At 72.1% G+C, this 18,093-nt stretch carries 15 protein-coding genes; 7 read left to right on the top strand and 8 right to left on the bottom strand.

Translation table 11 applies throughout. From position 1 onward, the window contains the following. The first annotated feature begins 10 nt into the window (after positions 1–10). From HN031_RS11845 to HN031_RS11835, 3 genes are all read left to right on the top strand, one after another. On the top strand, positions 11–1,864 hold the full coding sequence (locus HN031_RS11845; RefSeq protein ID WP_172270113.1) for a long-chain fatty acid--CoA ligase: 1,854 nt from the start codon (positions 11–13) through the stop codon (positions 1,862–1,864). Then, positions 1,861–2,898, top strand: a complete 1,038-nt coding sequence (locus HN031_RS11840) for a hypothetical protein (RefSeq protein WP_172270111.1) — start codon at positions 1,861–1,863, stop codon at positions 2,896–2,898. Before HN031_RS11845 ends, HN031_RS11840 begins: the two co-directional genes overlap by 4 nt. A 133-nt stretch (positions 2,899–3,031) precedes the next feature. After that, positions 3,032–5,182 (top strand): MMPL family transporter, encoded by a 2,151-nt coding sequence (locus HN031_RS11835; RefSeq protein ID WP_172270109.1) that lies wholly within the window; start codon positions 3,032–3,034, stop codon positions 5,180–5,182. A 19-nt stretch (positions 5,183–5,201) separates the two neighbouring features. Here the strand turns inward: HN031_RS11835 and map are convergent, their stop codons facing one another. Together map and HN031_RS11825 are read right to left on the bottom strand one after the other, a co-directional pair. Beyond that, the gene (map, locus tag HN031_RS11830; RefSeq protein ID WP_172270107.1) at positions 5,202–5,975 is read right to left on the bottom strand and encodes a type I methionyl aminopeptidase; all 774 of its coding nucleotides are present in this window, start codon (positions 5,973–5,975) and stop codon (positions 5,202–5,204) included. 38 nt (positions 5,976–6,013) lie between these two features. Beyond that, positions 6,014–6,709, bottom strand: coding sequence for a hypothetical protein (locus HN031_RS11825; RefSeq protein WP_172270105.1), 696 nt, complete (start codon positions 6,707–6,709; stop codon positions 6,014–6,016). A gap of 104 nt (positions 6,710–6,813) precedes the next feature. On the opposite strand from HN031_RS11825, the gene xylB reads away from it, so the two are divergent. The 3 genes from xylB to HN031_RS11810 are packed head-to-tail and all read left to right on the top strand — an operon-like array spanning position 6,814 to position 10,545. Continuing rightward, a complete protein-coding gene (xylB, locus tag HN031_RS11820) occupies positions 6,814–8,199 on the top strand; it encodes a xylulokinase (RefSeq protein WP_172270103.1) in 1,386 nt (461 codons plus the stop codon). Between the two features lie 10 nt (positions 8,200–8,209). After that, positions 8,210–9,376 carry a xylose isomerase gene (gene xylA / locus HN031_RS11815; protein ID WP_172270101.1) on the top strand — a complete coding sequence of 389 codons (1,167 nt, stop codon included), beginning with the start codon at positions 8,210–8,212 and terminating at the stop codon, positions 9,374–9,376. Between the two features lie 59 nt (positions 9,377–9,435). Further along, on the top strand, positions 9,436–10,545 hold the full coding sequence (locus HN031_RS11810; RefSeq protein ID WP_172270099.1) for an ROK family transcriptional regulator: 1,110 nt from the start codon (positions 9,436–9,438) through the stop codon (positions 10,543–10,545). A gap of 34 nt (positions 10,546–10,579) precedes the next feature. On the opposite strand, the gene HN031_RS11805 is transcribed toward HN031_RS11810, so the two are convergent. The 6 genes from HN031_RS11805 to HN031_RS11780 all read right to left on the bottom strand — a co-directional run bounded on the left by HN031_RS11805 (position 10,580) and on the right by HN031_RS11780 (position 17,355). After that, positions 10,580–11,809, bottom strand: coding sequence for an ROK family transcriptional regulator (locus HN031_RS11805; protein ID WP_172270097.1), 1,230 nt, complete (start codon positions 11,807–11,809; stop codon positions 10,580–10,582). Positions 11,810–11,818: 9 nt separating this feature from the next. Next, the gene (locus HN031_RS11800) at positions 11,819–13,129 is read right to left on the bottom strand and encodes a sugar ABC transporter permease (RefSeq protein WP_172270095.1); all 1,311 of its coding nucleotides are present in this window, start codon (positions 13,127–13,129) and stop codon (positions 11,819–11,821) included. Between the two features lie 20 nt (positions 13,130–13,149). Further along, a complete protein-coding gene (locus HN031_RS11795) occupies positions 13,150–13,926 on the bottom strand; it encodes an ATP-binding cassette domain-containing protein (protein WP_172270093.1) in 777 nt (258 codons plus the stop codon). A gap of 96 nt (positions 13,927–14,022) precedes the next feature. Then, entirely contained in the window at positions 14,023–15,123 is a 1,101-nt protein-coding gene (locus HN031_RS11790; protein WP_172270091.1) for a sugar ABC transporter substrate-binding protein, read from the bottom strand. Positions 15,124–15,308: 185 nt separating this feature from the next. After that, complete coding sequence (locus tag HN031_RS11785; RefSeq protein ID WP_172270089.1) at positions 15,309–15,629, bottom strand: hypothetical protein; 321 nt, start codon at positions 15,627–15,629, stop codon at positions 15,309–15,311. Between the two features lie 13 nt (positions 15,630–15,642). Beyond that, positions 15,643–17,355 (bottom strand): sodium:solute symporter family protein, encoded by a 1,713-nt coding sequence (locus HN031_RS11780; RefSeq protein WP_172270087.1) that lies wholly within the window; start codon positions 17,353–17,355, stop codon positions 15,643–15,645. 110 nt (positions 17,356–17,465) lie between these two features. On the opposite strand from HN031_RS11780, the gene HN031_RS11775 reads away from it, so the two are divergent. Next, the gene (locus HN031_RS11775; protein WP_172270085.1) at positions 17,466–18,089 is read left to right on the top strand and encodes a GrpB family protein; all 624 of its coding nucleotides are present in this window, start codon (positions 17,466–17,468) and stop codon (positions 18,087–18,089) included. Positions 18,090–18,093 lie beyond the last annotated feature (4 nt).

The raw sequence follows: 18,093 nt of genomic DNA, 5'->3' as shown, positions 1-18,093 counted from the left end.
AGGAGGACCCATGGCCCACGAGATCCCCGCCGACGTCGCGGCGGCCCGGGCGGAGTACGAGGCCCGCATCCTCGGCCTCCACGTGCCGGCCACCGTCCGGCAGGCGGCCGAGCGGTTCGGCGACCAACCGGCCTTCTCGGACCGGTTCGACGTGCCGGAGGGCGAGACGTGGTCCACCATCAGCTGGGCCGAGACGTGGGAGCAGACCCAGCGGGTCGCCGCGGCACTCGTCAGCCTGGGCGTGGCGACCGGCGAGCCCGTGGCGATCATGGCGGCCAACCGCACCGCCCACACGCTCGCCGACTACGGCGCGATGACGGCCGCGGCGGTGCCGATGTCGATCTACAACACCTTGGCGCAGGACCAGGTCGCCTTCATCGCCGGCGAGTCGCGGCCCGTGGTGGTCGTCCTCGAGGACCACGACCGCTACCAGCGCTGGGAGCGTGCGCTCGCCGAGGTCGACTCGGTCCGCCACGTGGTGATGCTGTCCGACGCCGAACGTGTCGACGACCCGCGCGTGATGACCTGGGCCGACTTCCTGGCGCACGGCGACGACACCAGCGGCGTCGAGGAGCGGATGGAGCGCATCACCCCCGACCTCCCGGCGACCTACCTCTACACCTCCGGGACCACCGGCAACCCCAAGGGCGTCGTGCTGACGCACCACAACGTCATGTACGAGGCGGTCTCGACGCTGGACCACGCCGGGCTCGCGGGCCCGCAGCGCGGGATCAGCTATCTCCCCCTCGCCCACATCGCCGAGCGGGTGCTGGCGACGTACGCTCCCCCGTTCCTCGGCAGCCACGTGCACGCCATCCCCGACCCGGCCGGGCTGCTCGGGGCGCTCGGCGAGGTGCACCCCACCGCGTTCTTCGGGGTCCCGCGCGTGTGGGAGAAGATCAAGACCGGCATCTCGGCCAAGCTCGCCGAGGACCCCGACCCGGCCAACCAGAAGATGGCCACCGACGCGATGGCCGCCGGGCTCGCCTGGACCCAGGCCCACGAGTACGGCAACGAGCTCACGCCCGAGGTCGAGACCGCCTACAAGGAGGCCGACGAGGCGATCCTCGCCTTCCTGCGCCTGCTCCTGGGGCTCGACCAGGTGCAGTGGGCGGCCAGCGCCGCCGCGCCGATGCCGCTCGAGGTGGCGAAGTTCATGGGCGGCCTCGGCCTGCACGTCTACGACGTCTACGGCATGACCGAGACGACGGGCGCCTTCACCTCCAACGGACCCGGTGCCTTCAAGCTCGGGACGGTCGGCCGGCCCAACCCCGGCATCGAGGTGCGGCTGGCCGACGACGGCGAGATCCTGTGCCGCGGCCCGGTGAACACCCCCGGCTACCACCTGCAGGAGGCGGCCACCCGCAACCTCGTCGACGGGGACGGCTGGATCCACACCGGCGACATCGGCACCGTCGACGAGGACGGCTTCTACTCGGTCGTGGACCGCAAGAAGGAGCTCATCATCACCTCGGCGGGCAAGAACATCGCGCCCTCCAACATCGAGAACTACCTGAAGGAGTCGCCCGTCGTCGGCCACGCGATGGCCCTGGGCGACGACCGGTCCTACGTCGTCGCGATCCTCACCCTCGACGGTGAGATCGCTCCCCTGGTGGCCGCCAAGATGGGCGTCGAGTTCACCGACCTGGCGGACCTGTCCACCAAGCCGGAGATCCGCGCGATGGCGCAGGCGGCCGTCGACAAGGCCAACGAGCGGCTCTCCCGCCCCGAGCAGGTCAAGGCGTGGGAGCTGCTGCCCGACGAGTGGACCGCCGAGTCCGAGGAGCTCACCCCGACGCTCAAGCTCAAGCGCCGCATCGTGAAGACGAAGTACGCCGACGTGGTGGAGGGCCTCTACTCATGAGGACCGTGCTCCGCGGTGCCGCCCTCGCGACGACGCTCGCGCTGGCGGCGGGGCTCGCACCCGGGTCGGCGGGCTCGACCCAGGACGCCCCGCGCACCGTGCTCGACGTCCGCGACCTCGAGCAGGGAGCCGCCCCGGCGATCGCCTGGAGCGAGCGCCGCGCCGGCAGGACCGTGGTGCACGGTGCCGGCGGCACGACCACACCGGTGCCCGACGGGGTCACCGAGATCGCCCCGATGGGCTCGGGCCACGTCGTGCAGACGGCGGGCGAGCGCCCCACGACCACCCGCTGGTACGCCGCGGACGGCACCCCGGGACGACGCGCGTGGCGCACCGGCGACGGGCTCGCCGTGTCCGCGCGGGGCGGGGCCGTCGCGTTCTCGGGCAGCCGCGGACGGGTCTGGTCGATCGACGAGGAGGGCGACCGGGTGCTCTCCTTCAACCCCGTCCCGGTCACCGGCAAGGGCCGCGCGGTGGCGCTGCGCGGCGAGGACTGCAAGGAGGACGGGTCGAGCACCGGCTGCACGGTCTACGTCAACGGCGTGGCCCGCGGCTGGTACACCTCCTCCCACGGCATCGTCGACCGTCCCCCGCACCTGCGCCACGTCTCGACCGGCCGCGGGCCGTGGCTCGGCGGCATCACCTCGGTCAGCGACACCGGGTCGTGCAGCGCGATGCTGCGCGACTGGAGGGTGCGCTGGCGCACCTGCGACAACCGGTTCTCCGACGTGAGCCCGGACAACCGCCACGTCCTCGGCCTGCCGGCGTACGGCGACGGGTTCGGCCCGACGACCCTCGACCTGCTCGCGACGAGGGACGGCTCGGTCGTCCGGTCCTTCACCGCGGACCGCGGAGGACGCTCGGCGGTCTACTTCGACGAGGTGTGGGAGGACCGCACGCACGTCCTCGTGGTGACGTTCCAGGCCGGGAGGTGGGCCGTGGTGCGCCTCGGCGTGGACGGCTCGATGGAGTACGCCGTCGCACCCCGCCGCGCGCCGGACCTGGCCCCGCCGTTCCAGCTCCAGACGAGGTGACCCGGTCCGTGCCGGACGAGTGACCGGGTCCGTGGCGGACGAGCGATCCGGTCCGTGCCGGACGAGCGACCCTGTCTAGACCTCAGGGTTTTTACCGATGCGGGCGACCCGGCGGGGCTGCTCCACTGGACGCATGCACCGTCAGATCGCCGGGTCACTGACCGGCCCCGTCACGAAGTGGATCGTCCTCGCCGCCGTGCTGGCCATCACGGCCATCATGGGGGTGTTCTCGACCAAGCTCACCTCGGTGCAGAACAACGAGGCGTCCTCGTGGCTGCCGGCGTCGGCGGAGTCCACCAAGGTGCTCGACGAGCTGTCCGAGTCCGTCGACCCCAACGACATCCCGACGCTCGTGGTCTACCACCGCGACGGTGGCCTGACCGAGGACGATTTCGCCGCCATGGAGTCGCACGGCGAGGAGATCGCCGGCCTCGAGGGCGTGACCGACACCGGTGTCCTGACCCCCGCCGCCGCCGAGCAGGCGGCCGCCCAGGGCGCGCCGGTGCCCACGCTCGTGGCCGAGGACGGCGAGGTCGCCTACCTCTACTTCGTCCTCAACTTCGGTGACGACGGCTGGAACGCGATCCCGGACGCCGCGGAGGAGATCCGGGGCATCGCCGAGATCGACGGCGGCGACGTGCACCTGGCCGGCTACGGCGGCCAGGCGGCCGACTCCGCCGCGGCCTTCGAGGGCATCGACACCAACCTCATCCTCGCCACGCTGGCCGTGGTGATCGTGATCCTGCTCTTCACCTACCGCAGCCCGGTCCTGTGGCTGCTCCCGATCATCTGCGCGGTCGTGGCCAACACGATCGCGACCGGGCTCGTCTACCTGCTCGCCAAGTACGCCGGGCTGACCGTCAACGGCCAGAGCCAGGCGATCCTGAGCATCCTGGTGATCGGCGCCGGGACCGACTACGCCCTGCTGCTGGTCGCCCGCTACCGCGAGGAGCTGCGCCGCCACGCCGACCGGCACGAGGCGATGGCCTTCGCGCTGCACCGTGCCGCGCCCGCGATCTTCGCCAGCGCCGCCACCGTGGCGGTCGGGATGCTGTGCCTGTCCTTCGCCGAGCTGAACTCGACGGCGGGCCTGGGACCGGTCAACGCCATCGGCGTCGCGGTGACGTTCCTCGTCATGGTCACCCTCCTGCCGGCCCTGCTGGTCATCTGCGGGCGCTGGGTGTTCTGGCCCAAGCGGCCGGCCTTCGGCAGCCCCGAGCCCACCTCCAGCGGCATCTGGGCGCGGGTCGGTCGGGCCATCAGCCACCGCCCGCGCCGGGTCTGGGTCACCACGACCGGCCTGCTGCTGCTGGCCTGCCTGGGCCTGTTCCGGCTCGACGCCTCCGGCCTGTCGACCGAGGACACCTACACGCAGGAGTTCGACTCCATCAAGGGCCAGCGGCTGCTCACCGACCACGGCCTGGCCGACAACTCCAACACCCTCCAGGTCGTGACCAACACCGACGCGGCCCCGGACGTGATCGCGTCCCTGGAGGGCATCGACGGGCTCGGCGAGCCCGGCGAGGTCCAGCCGCTGGCCGACGGCCGGTCCTGGTTCGAGGCCACCATCAACGCCGACATCTCCTCCAGCACGGCCGCCGGCATCGTCGAGGACTCGCGCGACGCGGCCCACGACGTCGACGGAGCCGACGCACTGGTCGGCGGCGGCTCGGCGTTCTACCTCGACACCAAGATCGCCTCCGAGCGCGACAGCTGGGTGATCATGCCCCTGGTGCTGCTGGTGGTGCTGCTGATCCTCATCGGGCTGCTGCGCTCGATCGTGGCGCCGGTGATCCTGATGGCCACCGTGGTGCTGTCCTTCGGCGCCGCGCTGGGGATCTCCGCGCTGCTGTTCGAGTACGTCTTCGGCTTCGCCGGGTCCGATCCGGGGTTCCCGCTCTTCGCCTTCGTGTTCCTGGTGGCGCTGGGGATCGACTACAACATCTTCCTGATGACCCGGGTCAGGGAGGAGACGGCGACCCACGGCACCCGCAGGGGCTCGCTCATCGCCCTCGCCTCCACCGGAGGCGTGATCACCTCGGCGGGCATCGTGCTGGCCGCGACGTTCCTCGTCCTCGGCTCGCTGCCGCTAGTGTTCCTGGCCGAGCTGGGCGTGGCCGTCGCGTTGGGGGTCATGCTCGACACCCTCGTCGTGCGGTCGGTGCTGGTCACCGCGCTCAACCTCGACCTGGGCGGCAAGATGTGGTGGCCCAGCAAGCTCGACGCGGAGGACGCGCCCCTCACCCAGGCCGAGGCCGAACGGCCCCTGGAGACGGTGCACTGACCGCCCGTCGGCGCCGGGATCAGCTGCTGGGCAGCGTGAGGATCTCGGCGCCGTCGTCGGTGATCGCGATGGTGTGCTCGCTGTGCGCGGTGAGGCAGCCGGTCTCGCTCCGCAGCGTCCAGCCGTCCTCGTCGGTGACGAGGACGTCGGTGTCGGCCATCACCCACGGCTCGAGCGCGAGCAGCAGGCCCGGTCGGAGCTGGTAGCCCCGGCCGGGTCGTCCGTCGTTGGACACGTGCGGGTCCTGGTGCATCGTCGTACCGATGCCGTGGCCGCCGAACTGCATGTTGATGGGATAGCCGGCGCCGCCGAGCACCGAGCCGATGGCGTGCGACAGGTCCCCGATGCGGGCGCCCGGCCCGGCCGCGGCGATGCCGGCGGCCAGCGCCACCTGGGTGACCTCGATCAGGTCCGAGGCCCCGGCGGGGCGGCTGTCCCCCACCACGAAGCTGATCGCGGAGTCGGCGGCGACACCGTCGAGCCGCACCGCGAGGTCGAGGGTCAGCAGGTCGCCGTCACGCAGGCGCTGGTCGCGCGGGCGGCCGTGGAGGACCGCGTCGTTGACCGCCGTGCAGACGTAGTGGCCGAACGGTCCGCGACCGAAGGACGGCGCGTAGTCGACGTAGCAGGACTCGGCGCCGGCCTCGCGGATCATCTCCGCGGTCCAGCGGTCGAGGTCGAGGAGGTTGGTGCCGACCGTGCTGCGCTGCTTGAGCGACTGGAGGATGTCGGCGACGAGGGCGCCGGTCCTGCGCGCTCGGTCGACCTGGGCGGGGGTGAGGATCTCGATCATCGCGGCACCATCATCTCAGGCTCGTCATCCCAGGCTCGTCATCTCAGGCCCAACCTCGTGCACCGCTTCTCGGTGGCGCCGCTGCACAGGTCGTCGAGGGTGAGCACGCCCTGGGCGACGAGCACCGAGGTGAGGCTGTCCACGGTCACGTCCTGGTCGCGGTGCAGCCACGACTCGACCCCGTCGACGTCCTCGCCGCCCGTGGCGGGGTCCCCCGCGAGGTAGGACACGGCGACGTCGGCCGCCTGCTCGCTCATCGCCCGGGTCGGGACGTAGGTCATCGACCGCTCCTCGCCGAGCAGCACGTCGCGCGCGGCCTCGAGGTCCGTGCCGGACTGGGTGGGCACGGCGCCGCCGTCGAGGCCGACGAAGCGGTCGGAGCCCGGCACCAGCTCACCGAGCGAGACCACGGGCAGCTCGCCATCGGTGAGGGTGCCGAGGTCGTCGGGGTCGACCGGCACCACCACGACGACGTCGGCGGAGGTCGCCGCGGCCTGGCGGACCTGGCTCTTCTGGGTGGCCGCGTCGCCCTCGGCGTCGTAGACCTCGACCCGGCACTCGTCACAGGTCGCCTCGACCCGGTCGGTGAACGCCTCGACGTCGACCGCGCGCGACGAGGAGTCGGTGCCGTCGGCGACCAGCAGGGCGACGGTCGGCTCGTCGCCGGCGCACGCGGACAGCAGCGGTGCGGCGAGGAGCGCGAGGGCGGCGAGTGGGAGGCGGGCGCGGAGCATCGCGTCGAGGTTATGACATGACGGACCGCGCCGTGGCACCCGCGGCGCACACGACCTGTGCCGGACCTGTTGACTTTAGTTCGAGACTCGTACTTAATAGCGGGGTGACCCTCGTCCTCGGCATCGACTCCTCGACCCAGTCGACCAAGGCGCTGCTCGTTGACGCCGACGACGGCAGCGTCGTCGCGGAGCGGACCGCGCCCCACCCGCCCGGCACCGAGGTCGACCCCGCCGCCTGGCTGCGCGCCGTCGACACCGCGACCGAGGGGCTGCTCGAGCAGGCCTCCGCCGTCGCGGTCGCCGGGCAGCAGCACGGCATGGTCGCCCTCGACGAGACCGGCGCCCCGGTCCGTGACGCGCTGCTGTGGAACGACACCCGCTCGGCCTCCGCCGCGCGCGACCTGATCGCCGAGATGGGTGGTCCGCAGGCCTGCGCCGACGCGATCGGCAGCGTGCTCGTCGCCTCCTTCACCTCCACCAAGCTGCGCTGGCTGCGCGACCACGAGCCGGACCGGGCCGCCAGGGTGCGCAGCGTCCTGCTCCCCCACGACTTCGTGTCACGCCACCTCAGCGCCCCCGGGACCGAGCCGTTCACCGACCGCGGCGACGCGTCGGGCACGGGCTACTTCGCGACCGCCGGCTCCTGGCGCCACGACCTCCTCGAGCAGGCGCTCGGCCACGACGCCGTCCTCCCGCGCGTCGTCGCGCCGGGCACGGTCGCCGCCGAGACGTCCGGTGGCGCGCTCGTCGCCGGGGGCACCGGCGACAACATGGGCGCCGCGCTCGGGATGGCGCTGGCCCCCGGCGACGTCCTCGTCTCCATCGGGACGTCCGGAGTGGCGTCCACGGTGAGCGCGACGGCCGTGGCCGACGGCACCGGGACGGTGACCGGCTTCGCCGACGCGAGCGGCGGCTTCCTGCCGATGGTCACCACGATGAACGCCGCGGGCATCCTCGACCTGCAGGCCCGGTGGCTCGGCGTCGACCACGACGGCCTCGCCGCCCTGGCACTGGAGTCCGCACCCGGCGCCGGCGGGGTCACCCTGCTCCCCTACTACGGCGGCGAGCGCACCCCCAACCGGCCCGACGCCGTCGGCACCTGGACCGGGCTGACCCCCGCCACGACCCGCGCCGACCTCGCGCGGGCGGCGTACGAGGGCCTGCTCTGCTCGCTCGCCGAAGCGGTCGACCGGCTGGTGGCGGCCACCGGCCAGCCACCGCGGCGCCTGCTCGTGGTCGGCGGCGCCACCCGGAGCGAGGCCGTCCGCGCGCTCGCGCCGGCCGTCCTCGGCGCGGCCGTCACCCTTCCGCCCCCCGGCGAGTACGTCGCCCTCGGCGCCGCGCGGCAGGCCGCCTGGGCGCTGGCCGGCACCGCCGAGCCGCCGCAGTGGCCGGCGCCCGGCACCACGGTCCTAGAGGCCGAGCCCACCCCGCACGTGCGCGAGGCCTACGCCGACCTGCGCGACCGCACCACCCCCTGGACCGACTGAAAGGCATCCCATGAGCACGCAGATCCCCACCCCGACCCCCGAGGACAAGTTCTCCTTCGGCCTCTGGACCGTGGGCTGGCAGGGCGTCGACCCCTTCGGCGGCGCCACCCGCCCGCCGATGGACACCGTCCACGCGCTCGAGAAGCTCGCCGCCCTCGGGGCCTACGGCGTGAACTTCCACGACGACGACGTCATCCCCTTCGGCAGCGACGACGCCACCCGCGACAGCATCATCGCCCGCTTCAAGAAGGGCCTCGAGGACACCGGCCTGGTCGTCACCACGGCCACGACCAACCTCTTCAGCCACCCGGTCTTCAAGTCCGGCGGGTTCACCAACAACGACCGCGACATCCGCCGCTTCGCGCTGCGCAAGGTGATGCGCAACGTCGACCTCGCCGCAGAGCTGGGCGCCAAGACCTACGTCGCCTGGGGCGGTCGCGAGGGTGCCGAGTACGGCGCCTCGCAGGACACCCGCGTGGCGCTGGACCGGATGAAGGAGGCCTTCGACCTCCTGGGCGACTACGTCACCGAGCAGGGCTACGACCTCCGCTTCGCGATCGAGCCCAAGCCCAACGAGCCCCGCGGCGACATCCTGCTGCCGACCATCGGCCACGCGCTGGCGTTCATCGAGCGCCTCGAGCGCCCCGAGCTCGTCGGCGTGAACCCGGAGATCGGGCACGAGGAGATGGCCGGCATGAACGCCGCGGCCGGCTACGCGCAGGCCATGTGGGCCGGCAAGCTGTTCCACATCGACCTCAACGGCCAGAACGGTCCCAAGTACGACCAGGACCTCCGCTTCGGCGCGGGCAACGTGCGCGGCGCCTTCTGGGTGGTCGACGCGCTCCTCGAGGGCGGCTACGACGGCCCGGTGCACTTCGACTACAAGCCGGCGCGCACCGAGGACGAGGACGGCGTGTGGGTCTCGGCCGAGGCCAACATGCGCAACTACCTCATCCTGCGCGAGAAGGTGAAGGCGTTCCGCGCCGACCCCGAGGTGCAGGCCGCGCTGGAGGCCGCGAAGGTCACCGAGCTCGCCGTGCCGACCGTCGACGCCGCCGAGGGCTGGAAGGGCCTGCTCGACGCCGAGCTCCCGGACCCCGAGGCTCTGGCCACGCGTGGCGGCGGCTTCGAGCTGCTCGACCAGCTCGCGCTCGAGCACCTCTACGGCGTCCGCTGAGCGGGCCCATCCGTCAGGCCAGCGCCACCGAGGGGCTGCGCCGGCACAACACCGCAGCCGTGCTCCGCGCGCTGCGCCGGCACGGTCCGGCGACGCGCGCGGAGCTGGCCAAGCACACCGGGCTGGCCAAGGCGACCGTCGGCGTCATCGTCGCCGACCTGGAGGCCAAGGGCGCGGTGGCCGAGGAGGACGCGCGGTCCGGGGCGCGTGGGCGCCCCGGCCGCCCGGTGGGGCTGCGCGGTGACCGCTTCGTGGCCCTCGGGCTCGAGCTCAACGTCGACTACGTCTCGGCCGTCGTGGTCGACCTGGCCGGCGACGTGCTCCACAGCGAGGTCCGGCCGGCCCCGACCGGTGCCGCGCTGCTCGACCTCGCCCGCGACGTGGTCCGCCGGCACACCGGGCCGGAGCGGCCGACCGTCGGCGCGACCCTGGCCGTGCCCGCGCTGGTGCGGGGCGACGACCGGACGGTGGCGTGGGCGCCCAACCTCGCGGTCGAGGGCGCCGGGTTGGCCGACGCCCTCGGCCGCCTGCTCCCGGGCGTGCGCGTGCAGGTGAGCAACGACGCCAACTGCGCGGCGTACGCCGAGTCGCACCACGGCGCTGCCCGGGGCGCCGCCCACGCGCTCTACCTCACCGGGACCGTCGGCATCGGTGCCGGCATCGTGCAGGACGGCGAGGTGATGCGCGGCGGTGCCGGCTTCGCCGGCGAGGTCGGCCACATGCCGGTCGGCGACTCGAGCGCGCCCTGCGGGTGCGGGCGCCGTGGCTGCTGGGAGGCCTCCATCGGCCTCCACGCGATGCTGGCCGCCGTCGGGATGCCGGAGCTCGACACCCCGCTGCGCACGGCCGAGTCGGTGGCCGCGCGCGCACGCACCGACGCCGGCGTCCGCGCCGGCCTGGAGCGGGTGGGGCGCGACGTCGGGCTGGGGATCGCCATGCTCAGCAGCGTGCTCGACCCCGAGGTGGTGGTGATGGGCGGCTACTTCGCCCCGCTGGGCGACCTGGTGCTCGAGCCCGCCCGGCGCACGCTCGACGAGCGCCTGGCCTCGGAGGTGCAGGTGCGCCCCGACCTGCGACCGAGCACGCTCGGCATCCGGGCCGCGGCCCTCGGGGCCGCGGAGCAGTCCTTCGACGCCGTCTTCGCGGGCGACGCCGAGCTGCCCGGCTAACCGAAGGGGTCAGCCGCGGGGTCGGCCCGGCGGGTCAGCCGGCGAGCCGGCCCTGCACGTCGACGAGGGCGGTGCCGAGCGCGGCGACCGGGTCGGTGAACAACGGCTCGAGGGCGATCTCCGCCGCACCGAGCAGGGGCGAGTCGGAGCCGAGGCCCGGGAGCGAGAGCGTCACCGACTCGAGCGGTGCGGGCAGGGCGCGGTCGACGAGCCCGGCGTCGACCTCCGCCGCCACCAGCCGGTAGAGCGAGCGGAAGTAGCCGCCCAGGACGACCATCTGCGGGTTGAACATGTTGACCAGGCTCGCCAGGCCCTGCCCGAGGGCGGTGCCGGTGGAGCGCAGCGCGGCCGACGGCGTGTCGAAGCCGTCGAGCACCTCGTCGAGCTGGGCCACCTTGTCCGGCGGGCATTGGATCGCCGCGGCGATGGCGTGTGCGCCGACCTCGGTCTCCCAGCACCCGCGGCTGCCGCAGTGGCAGGGGCGGCCGTCGGGGTTGAACCGCAGGTGGCCGACCTCGCCGGCGTAGCCGCCCGCGCCCTCGAGGCGTTGCCCGCCGGTGATGATCCCGGCGCCGACGCCGACGTTGCCGGAGACGTAGATCAGCTCGCCGGTGCCGACCCCGGCGCCGCGGGTGTGCTCGGCGAGGGCACCCAGGTCGGCGTCGTTGGCGAGGCAGACCGGGACGTCGAGGCCCAGGGCGGCCAGCACGATGCCCCCGAAGGACACGTCATGCCACTCCAGGTTGGGGGCGAGCCGGATCAGCCCGTCGCTGCGCCGCACCAGGCCCGGCACGCTGATGCCGATCCCGACGAGCGGCGCCGAGGCCGGCGCGTCCTCGACGACGGTGCGGATCAGCGCCGCCACCGCAGCGCCGACCTGCCACGCCTCGCCGTCGCTGTCGACCGCGGCGTGGGCCCGCTGCAGGACCCGGCCGCCGAGCCCGGTGCGGGCCACGACGGCCCGGTCCACGCCCAGGTCCACCGCGATGACGTAGGGCCCGTCGGCGGCGATCCGGACACCTGCGGAGGGACGACCCGCGCCCTGGCGTACGCCCTCCACGGGCGAGGTCCGCTCGGACAGCCCCAGCGACTCCAGCTCGCCGACCAGCCCCGCGATGGTGCTGCGGTTGAGACCGGTGCGGCTGGTGAGCTCGGCCCGCGAGATCTGGCCGGCGCCGTGGACGTGCCGCAGCACCGTGCCGAGGTTGTGGCGCCGGATGGCCTCCTGGTTGGTGCCGAGGCCCGAGCGCCGCTGCGGGCTCATGTGCTCGACCTACACGCCGGCCGAGGACCGGCGCCGCCGCGAGATCGCGTCGACGCTCGCCGCGAGCAGCAGGACGCCGCCGGTGACCACGAAGTTGATGTAGGCCGCCTGGTTGAGCAGGCCGAGGCCGTTGGGAATCGTGGCGATGACCAGGCCGCCGATGACCGCGTCGATCGCGCGACCGCGCCCACCGAAGAGGCTGGTGCCGCCGATGACGGCGGCCGCGACGGCGTAGAGCAGCACGTTGCCGCCACCGGACCCCGGCGAGACCTTGCCGGTGTAGGACGCCGACAGCAGCCCGCTGATGGCGGCCATCGAGGAGCAGATCACGAAGGCGGAGATCCGCATCCGGCGCACGTTGATGCCGGCACGGCGGGCGGCCTCGGCGTTGCCGCCGACGGCGTAGAGGTGGCGCCCGAAGCGGGTCTTGGTGAGGACGAACGTCCAGAACAGCAGCAGCGCGATGACGACCGGCGCCACCCACGGGACACCGCTGATGTCGAACAGGTTGGGGTTGGGCGCGCGGTTGGCGCTCAGCAGGGCGGTGAGCCCGAGCACGATCACGGCCAGCACGGCGATCTTGAGGGCCACCAGCCCGAGCGGCTGGTGGACCAGGCCCCGGGACGACAGCGAGCGGTAGCGCCACAGCGAGAGCCCCGCGAAGACGGCCACGATGAGCACCGCCGCGATCCATCCGGCGGTGACCGGGACGTTCTTGATCGACAGCCCGCGCAGGACCTCGTCGTTGAAGCGCAGCGAGCCGCCGGAGCCGATGAGCCGGAGCGGGACCGCCTGCAGGGCGAGGAAGAAGGCGAGCGTCACGACGAAGGACGGGATCCCGAGGAACGAGACCAGGGCGCCGATCGCGAGGCCGATGACGGCTCCCGTGGCGAGCCCGGCGAGCGTGGCCAGCCACCAGGTCCAGTCGTAGTCGATGAGCATCAGCGCGATGATCGTCGCCGAGGCGCCGCCGGCGACGCCGGCCGACAGGTCGATCTCGCCGAGGAGCAGCACGAACACCAGGCCCATGGCCAGGACGATGATCGAGCTGGCCTGCACGACGAGGTTCGCCATGTTGTAGGTCGTCAGGAAGCGGTCGTTGAGCGAGGCGAAGACGATGACGAGGAAGACCAGGCCGAGGATGGCGGGCAGGGATCCCATGTCGCCGCCGCGCAGGCGGTTGACGTAGTCGCGGGCCGAGTCGGCGATCGAGGTGGCCTGGACGTTGTCGTTGTCGAAGCCGCCGTCGGCGGCCGAGGCACCACTCGAGGTGGGGTGCGTCGAGACGTCCGAGGAGACGTCGGGTGAGGCGTCGGTCATGGTGAGGTCTCCGGTCCTTCTCAGACGGTCGCGGTCGCGGGGTTCTCGGCGATGCCGAGGTTGCCGGATCGTCCGGCGGTGATGAGCTCGACGACCTGGCTGTGCGTGACGTCCTTGGTGGGGACGTCGGCCGCCACGCGGCCGAGGTAGAGCGCGGTGATCCGGTCGGCGACCTCGAAGACGTCGCCCATGTTGTGCGAGATCAGCACCACGCCGAGCCCGCGGTCGGCGAGGCGGCGCACGAGGTCGAGCACCTGGCGCGTCTGCGCGACACCGAGCGCCGCGGTGGGCTCGTCGAGCAGGACGACCTTGGAGTTCCACAGCACGGCCTTGGCGATGGCCACGGTCTGGCGCTGGCCGCCGGAGAGGCTGGCGACGCTCTGGCGCACCGACTTCACGGTGCGCACCGAGAGCGACGCCAGGGTCTCGCGCGCGCGCGACTCCATGGTGATCTCGTCGAGGCCGAGGCGGGTGGTCTCCTCGCGGCCGAGGAACATGTTCTCGACGATGTCGAGGTTGTCGCACAGCGCGAGGTCCTGGTAGACGACCTCGACGCCGAGGGCGGCGACGTCACGGGGACCGTGGACGTCGACCTTCTGGCCGTCGAAGTGGAAGTCGCCGCTGTCGCGGCCGTAGATGCCGGCGATGATCTTCACGAGCGTGGACTTGCCGGCGCCGTTGTCGCCGACCAGGGCGGTGACCTGCCCCGGGTAGACGGCGAAGTCGACGTCGTGCAGCACGTGCACCACGCCGAAGCTCTTGTTGACCCCGCGCAGCTCGAGCAGCGGTTGGACCATGTTCCTCACTCCGATCAGCAGAATTTGTTGTGCGAGCCAACGGAGTGACGCCCGGACCAGGTGCGGCCCGGGCGTCACTCCGTGCGGTTCAGGGGATCAGGAGATCCCGGCCTCGGCGCACAGGTCGGCGAAGTCCGCGGTGCAGACGTCCGCGGCCTTCTGGCCACCGTCCTCGATCACGTCGCCCACGTTGTCCTTGGTGATGGACTGCGGCTCGAGCAGGATCGAGGGCACCTCGCTGTCGTCCGAGGAGTCGACCGTCGTGCCGGTGGTCTCGGCCTCCCCGCCCGTGGCGAGCGCGATGGCGACGTCGGCGAGCGCGCCGGCCTCCTGCGTGGCGGACTTGTAGACCGTCATGCACTGCGTGCCGGCGAGGACGTTCTGCAGGCCCTCGACGGTGGCGTCCTGGCCGGTGACCGGGACCTTGCCGTCCTGGCCGTTGGCCTCGAGGATGCTGATCGCAGCGCCACCCAGGCCGTCGTTCGCGGCGAGCACGCCGTCGACCTTGCCGTCGGCAGCGGTGTAGAGCTGCTGGAAGATCGTGGCGGCCTCCTCGTTGTCCCAGTCCGGGACGGCCTGCTCACCGACGACGGTGTAGTTGCTCATCTCGTCGAGCACGCTGTGGGCGCCCTCGGCGAACAGCGTCGCGTTGTTGTCGGTGGGAGATCCGTTGAGGTAGACGATGTTGGCGTCCTTGTCGCCGAGGCAGTCCGCGAGGCCCTGGCCCTGCAGCTCGCCCACGACGGTGTTGTCGAAGGACACGTAGTACTCCGCCGAGCCACCGAGGGTGAGCCGGTCGTAGTCGATCGTCGCGACGCCCTGGGACTTGGCCTTCTCCTGGATGGCCGCGCCCGACTCGGAGTCGAGGTTGACGATCGCGAGGACGGTCACGCCGTCACCGATCATGGTGTCGGCGATCTGGGTCATCCGCTCGGCGTCGCCCTCGGCGTTCTGGATGTCGTACTCGACGCCGGCCTCCTCGAAGGCGCTCTCGAGCGCCGGGCGGTCCGCGCTCTCCCAGCGCACCGAGGACTCGGTGTCGGGGAGGATGACGCCGATCTTGCCCTCCGCGGCCTGGCTCTCGCCGCTGCTGCCGGTGTCCTCGCCCGAGCTGCCACCGTCGTCACTGCCACAGGCAGTGAGGGCCATGGCGGCACCGATCAGGGGTACGACGACCAAATTGTGCTTCCGCTTCACACGAACCGCCTCCTAGCGATCTCCAGCGCGTCGGCGCGCACCCTCTGCAGCCGCCGCACATATGTTGTCCGGGACAACATATGGAGTGAGGACCGTCACGTAAAGGCGGTTCCCCCAGCCGTTGCCGGTTCGTTACCGACCGGTTCAGACCACCTGGATCCGAGGGGTGGGCCGCGGTGCCGGCGTCAGTGTGCCGGCGGGCGCTTGCGCTGCGGAGCCGGTCGGGTGGGGTCGTCGTCGGGAGCGTGCACGTCGGCGGGCACGACGATGGGACGCACCTTCGCCCACAGCAGGAAGCCGGCACCGACGGCCAGCAGGGCCAGCCCCGTCCACAGGTTGGCGTTCACGCCGCCCGTCTTCTCGGGCTCGTGCTCGCCGAGGAGTCCCGCGAGCGCCAGGATCACGCCGTAGATGCCCAGCAGGGCACCGATGATGTTGCGGATGTCGAAGAGGCCGGCCTTGTGCGGCGTGCCGGTCGACTCGTCGGAGTCGGTCGCGTGGGACATGGTGGGACCTCTCTCAGAAGGCGAAGTTGAGGGCGATGACCATCGCGAGCGCGATGCCGGCGAGCGGGAGCGTGCGCTGGTACCACGGTCGGGCGGCCTCGGCCGGGTCGACGAGGTCCTCGCGCGGGGTCTCGGAGTAGACCAGGCCGCGCAGCTCGCTGGCCGGCTTGGGCTTGGTCACCAGCGACACCACGACGCTGAGCACGATGTCGACCACGAAGGCCACCGACGCGGCGAGGAACGCCACGCCCTGGCCGGACAGCTCGAAGACACCGGCCGCCGCCGTCCGGTCGACCGCGATCGCCGACAGGGTGCCGGCGACCAGCCCCACCCAGCCGGCGGTGGGCGTCATCCGCTTCCAGAACATGCCGAGGATGAACGTCGCGAACAGCGGCGCGTTGAAGAAGCCGAACAGCGTCTGGAGGTAGTTCATGACGTTGTCGTAGCCGAGCGCGATCTGGGCGGTGAAGATCGCGATGACCGTCGCGCCGACGGTGGCCAGCCGGCCGATCCGCAGGTAGTAGTCGTCGGAGTGGTTCTTGCGGATGTAGCGCTGCCACAGGTCGTAGGAGAAGACCGTGTTGAAGGCGGAGATGTTGGCCGCCATGCCCGCCATGAAGGCCGCCAGCAGTCCGGCGATCGCCAGCCCCAGGAGCCCGTTGGGCAGGACGTCGCGCATCAGGAGCAGCAGCGCGTCGTTGTAGGCGACGCCCTCCCCGGACGCGCCGCCCTCGGGGCTGCCGCCGTTCTTGAGCTCGATCATCTCCGCGACGAGGACGGCGGAGACCATGCCGGGCACGATCACGATGAACGGCACGAACATCTTGGGGAAGGCGCCGATGATCGGGGTCTTCCGGGCGGCGGAGATGGAGTCCGACGCCATCGCGCGCTGCACCTCGACGAAGTTGGTCGTCCAGTAGCCGAAGGACAGCACGAACCCGAGGCCGAAGACGATGCCGATGACGGACAGGAGTGGCGAGTCGAAGCCTGAGAGCGCCTCCCCCGGCCAGGCATTGAGCTGTTGCGACGCCGGTGGGGCGTCCGACGCGGACGACGCGCCGTCGGCGGCCGCGGTGATCTTCTCGGTCAGGCCGTCCCAGCCGCCGACCCGGTGCAGGCCGATCAGGGTCAGCGGGAGCAGGGAGGCGACGATCACGAAGAACTGCAGGACCTCGTTGTAGATCGCCGCGCTCAGGCCGCCCAGCGTGATGTAGGACAGCACGACGGCGCCCGCCACGATGAGCGAGACCCAGATCGGCCAGCCCAGCAGGGCGCGGACGATCCCGGCCAGCAGCGCGAGGTTGACGCCGGCGATGAGCAGCTGGGCCACGGCGAAGCTGATCGCGTTGACCAGGTGGGCCCCGGTGCCGAAGCGGCGGAACATGAACTCCGGCACGGAGCGCACCTTGGAGCCGTAGTAGAACGGCATCATCACGACACCGAGGAACAGCATCGCGGGGACCGCACCCACCCAGAAGTAGTGGAACGTCGGCAGGCCCAGCTCGGCGCCGTTCGCCGACATGCCCATGATCTCGACCGCACCGAGGTTGGCCGAGATGAACGCGAGGCCCGTGACCCAGGCGGGCAGCGAGCGGCCCGACAGGAAGAAGTCGATCGAGTCGGAGACGGAGCGGCGCGCCATCACCCCGATGCCCAGGACGAAGGCGAAGTAGATCGCGACCAGCAGGTAGTCCAGCCAGTTCGCGTCGATCAGGGTGTCGGACACGGAGTTACCTCCCGGGATCAGGTTGGGCCACCCAGCAACCTAGACCCGGGCGGTGCTCCGTGCGACCACCCCTCCGTGTGTCGGTCTCCGTCACCCCGGATCGTGGTCTGATGGGGCACGTGCCGACGCCGGAGCAGATCACCCGCCACCACGACGAGGGCGAGGTCGTCCACGTGGGGGCGCACCCGACGGCGTACGTCGTGCGGATCGAGGAGCCCGACCCGACCTGGCCCGAGCGCTACGCCGAGATCGAGCAGCAGATCACGACGGCGCTCGGCGAGCGGCTGCTCGCCATCCAGCACATCGGCTCCACGTCGGTGCCGGGGCTGCCGGCCAAGCCGATCATCGACGTCGACGTCGCCGTGGCGGACCCCGCCGACGAGGCAGCGTACGTCCCCGCGCTCGAGTCGCTGGGGCTGGTCCACTGGCTCACCGAGCCGTCCTGGCACCAGCACCGGCTGCTCAAGCTGCTCGGCGAGCCACGGGTCCACGTGCACGTCTTCGGGCCCGACTGCCCCGAGATCGTCCGGCACCGGATGTTCCGCGACTGGCTGACCGACCACCCCGAGGACCGCGAGCGCTACGCCGCAACGAAGCGCGCCGCGCTCGCCCAGGTGGACGCACCCGACGCCGACCACGGAGCGCTCGGCTTCGGGATGCGCTACAACGCCGTCAAGGAACCCGTGGTGCGGGAGATCTACGACCGGATGTTCCGCGCCCACGGCCTCCTGTGAGACC

Origin of the sequence: Nocardioides sp. zg-1308, from assembly GCF_013155375.1 — a bacterium.
GTDB classification, from domain to species: domain Bacteria; phylum Actinomycetota; class Actinomycetes; order Propionibacteriales; family Nocardioidaceae; genus Nocardioides; species Nocardioides renjunii.
Note: the sequence above shows the minus strand (reverse complement) of the source record. Positions and strands in the feature narration are given on the sequence as shown.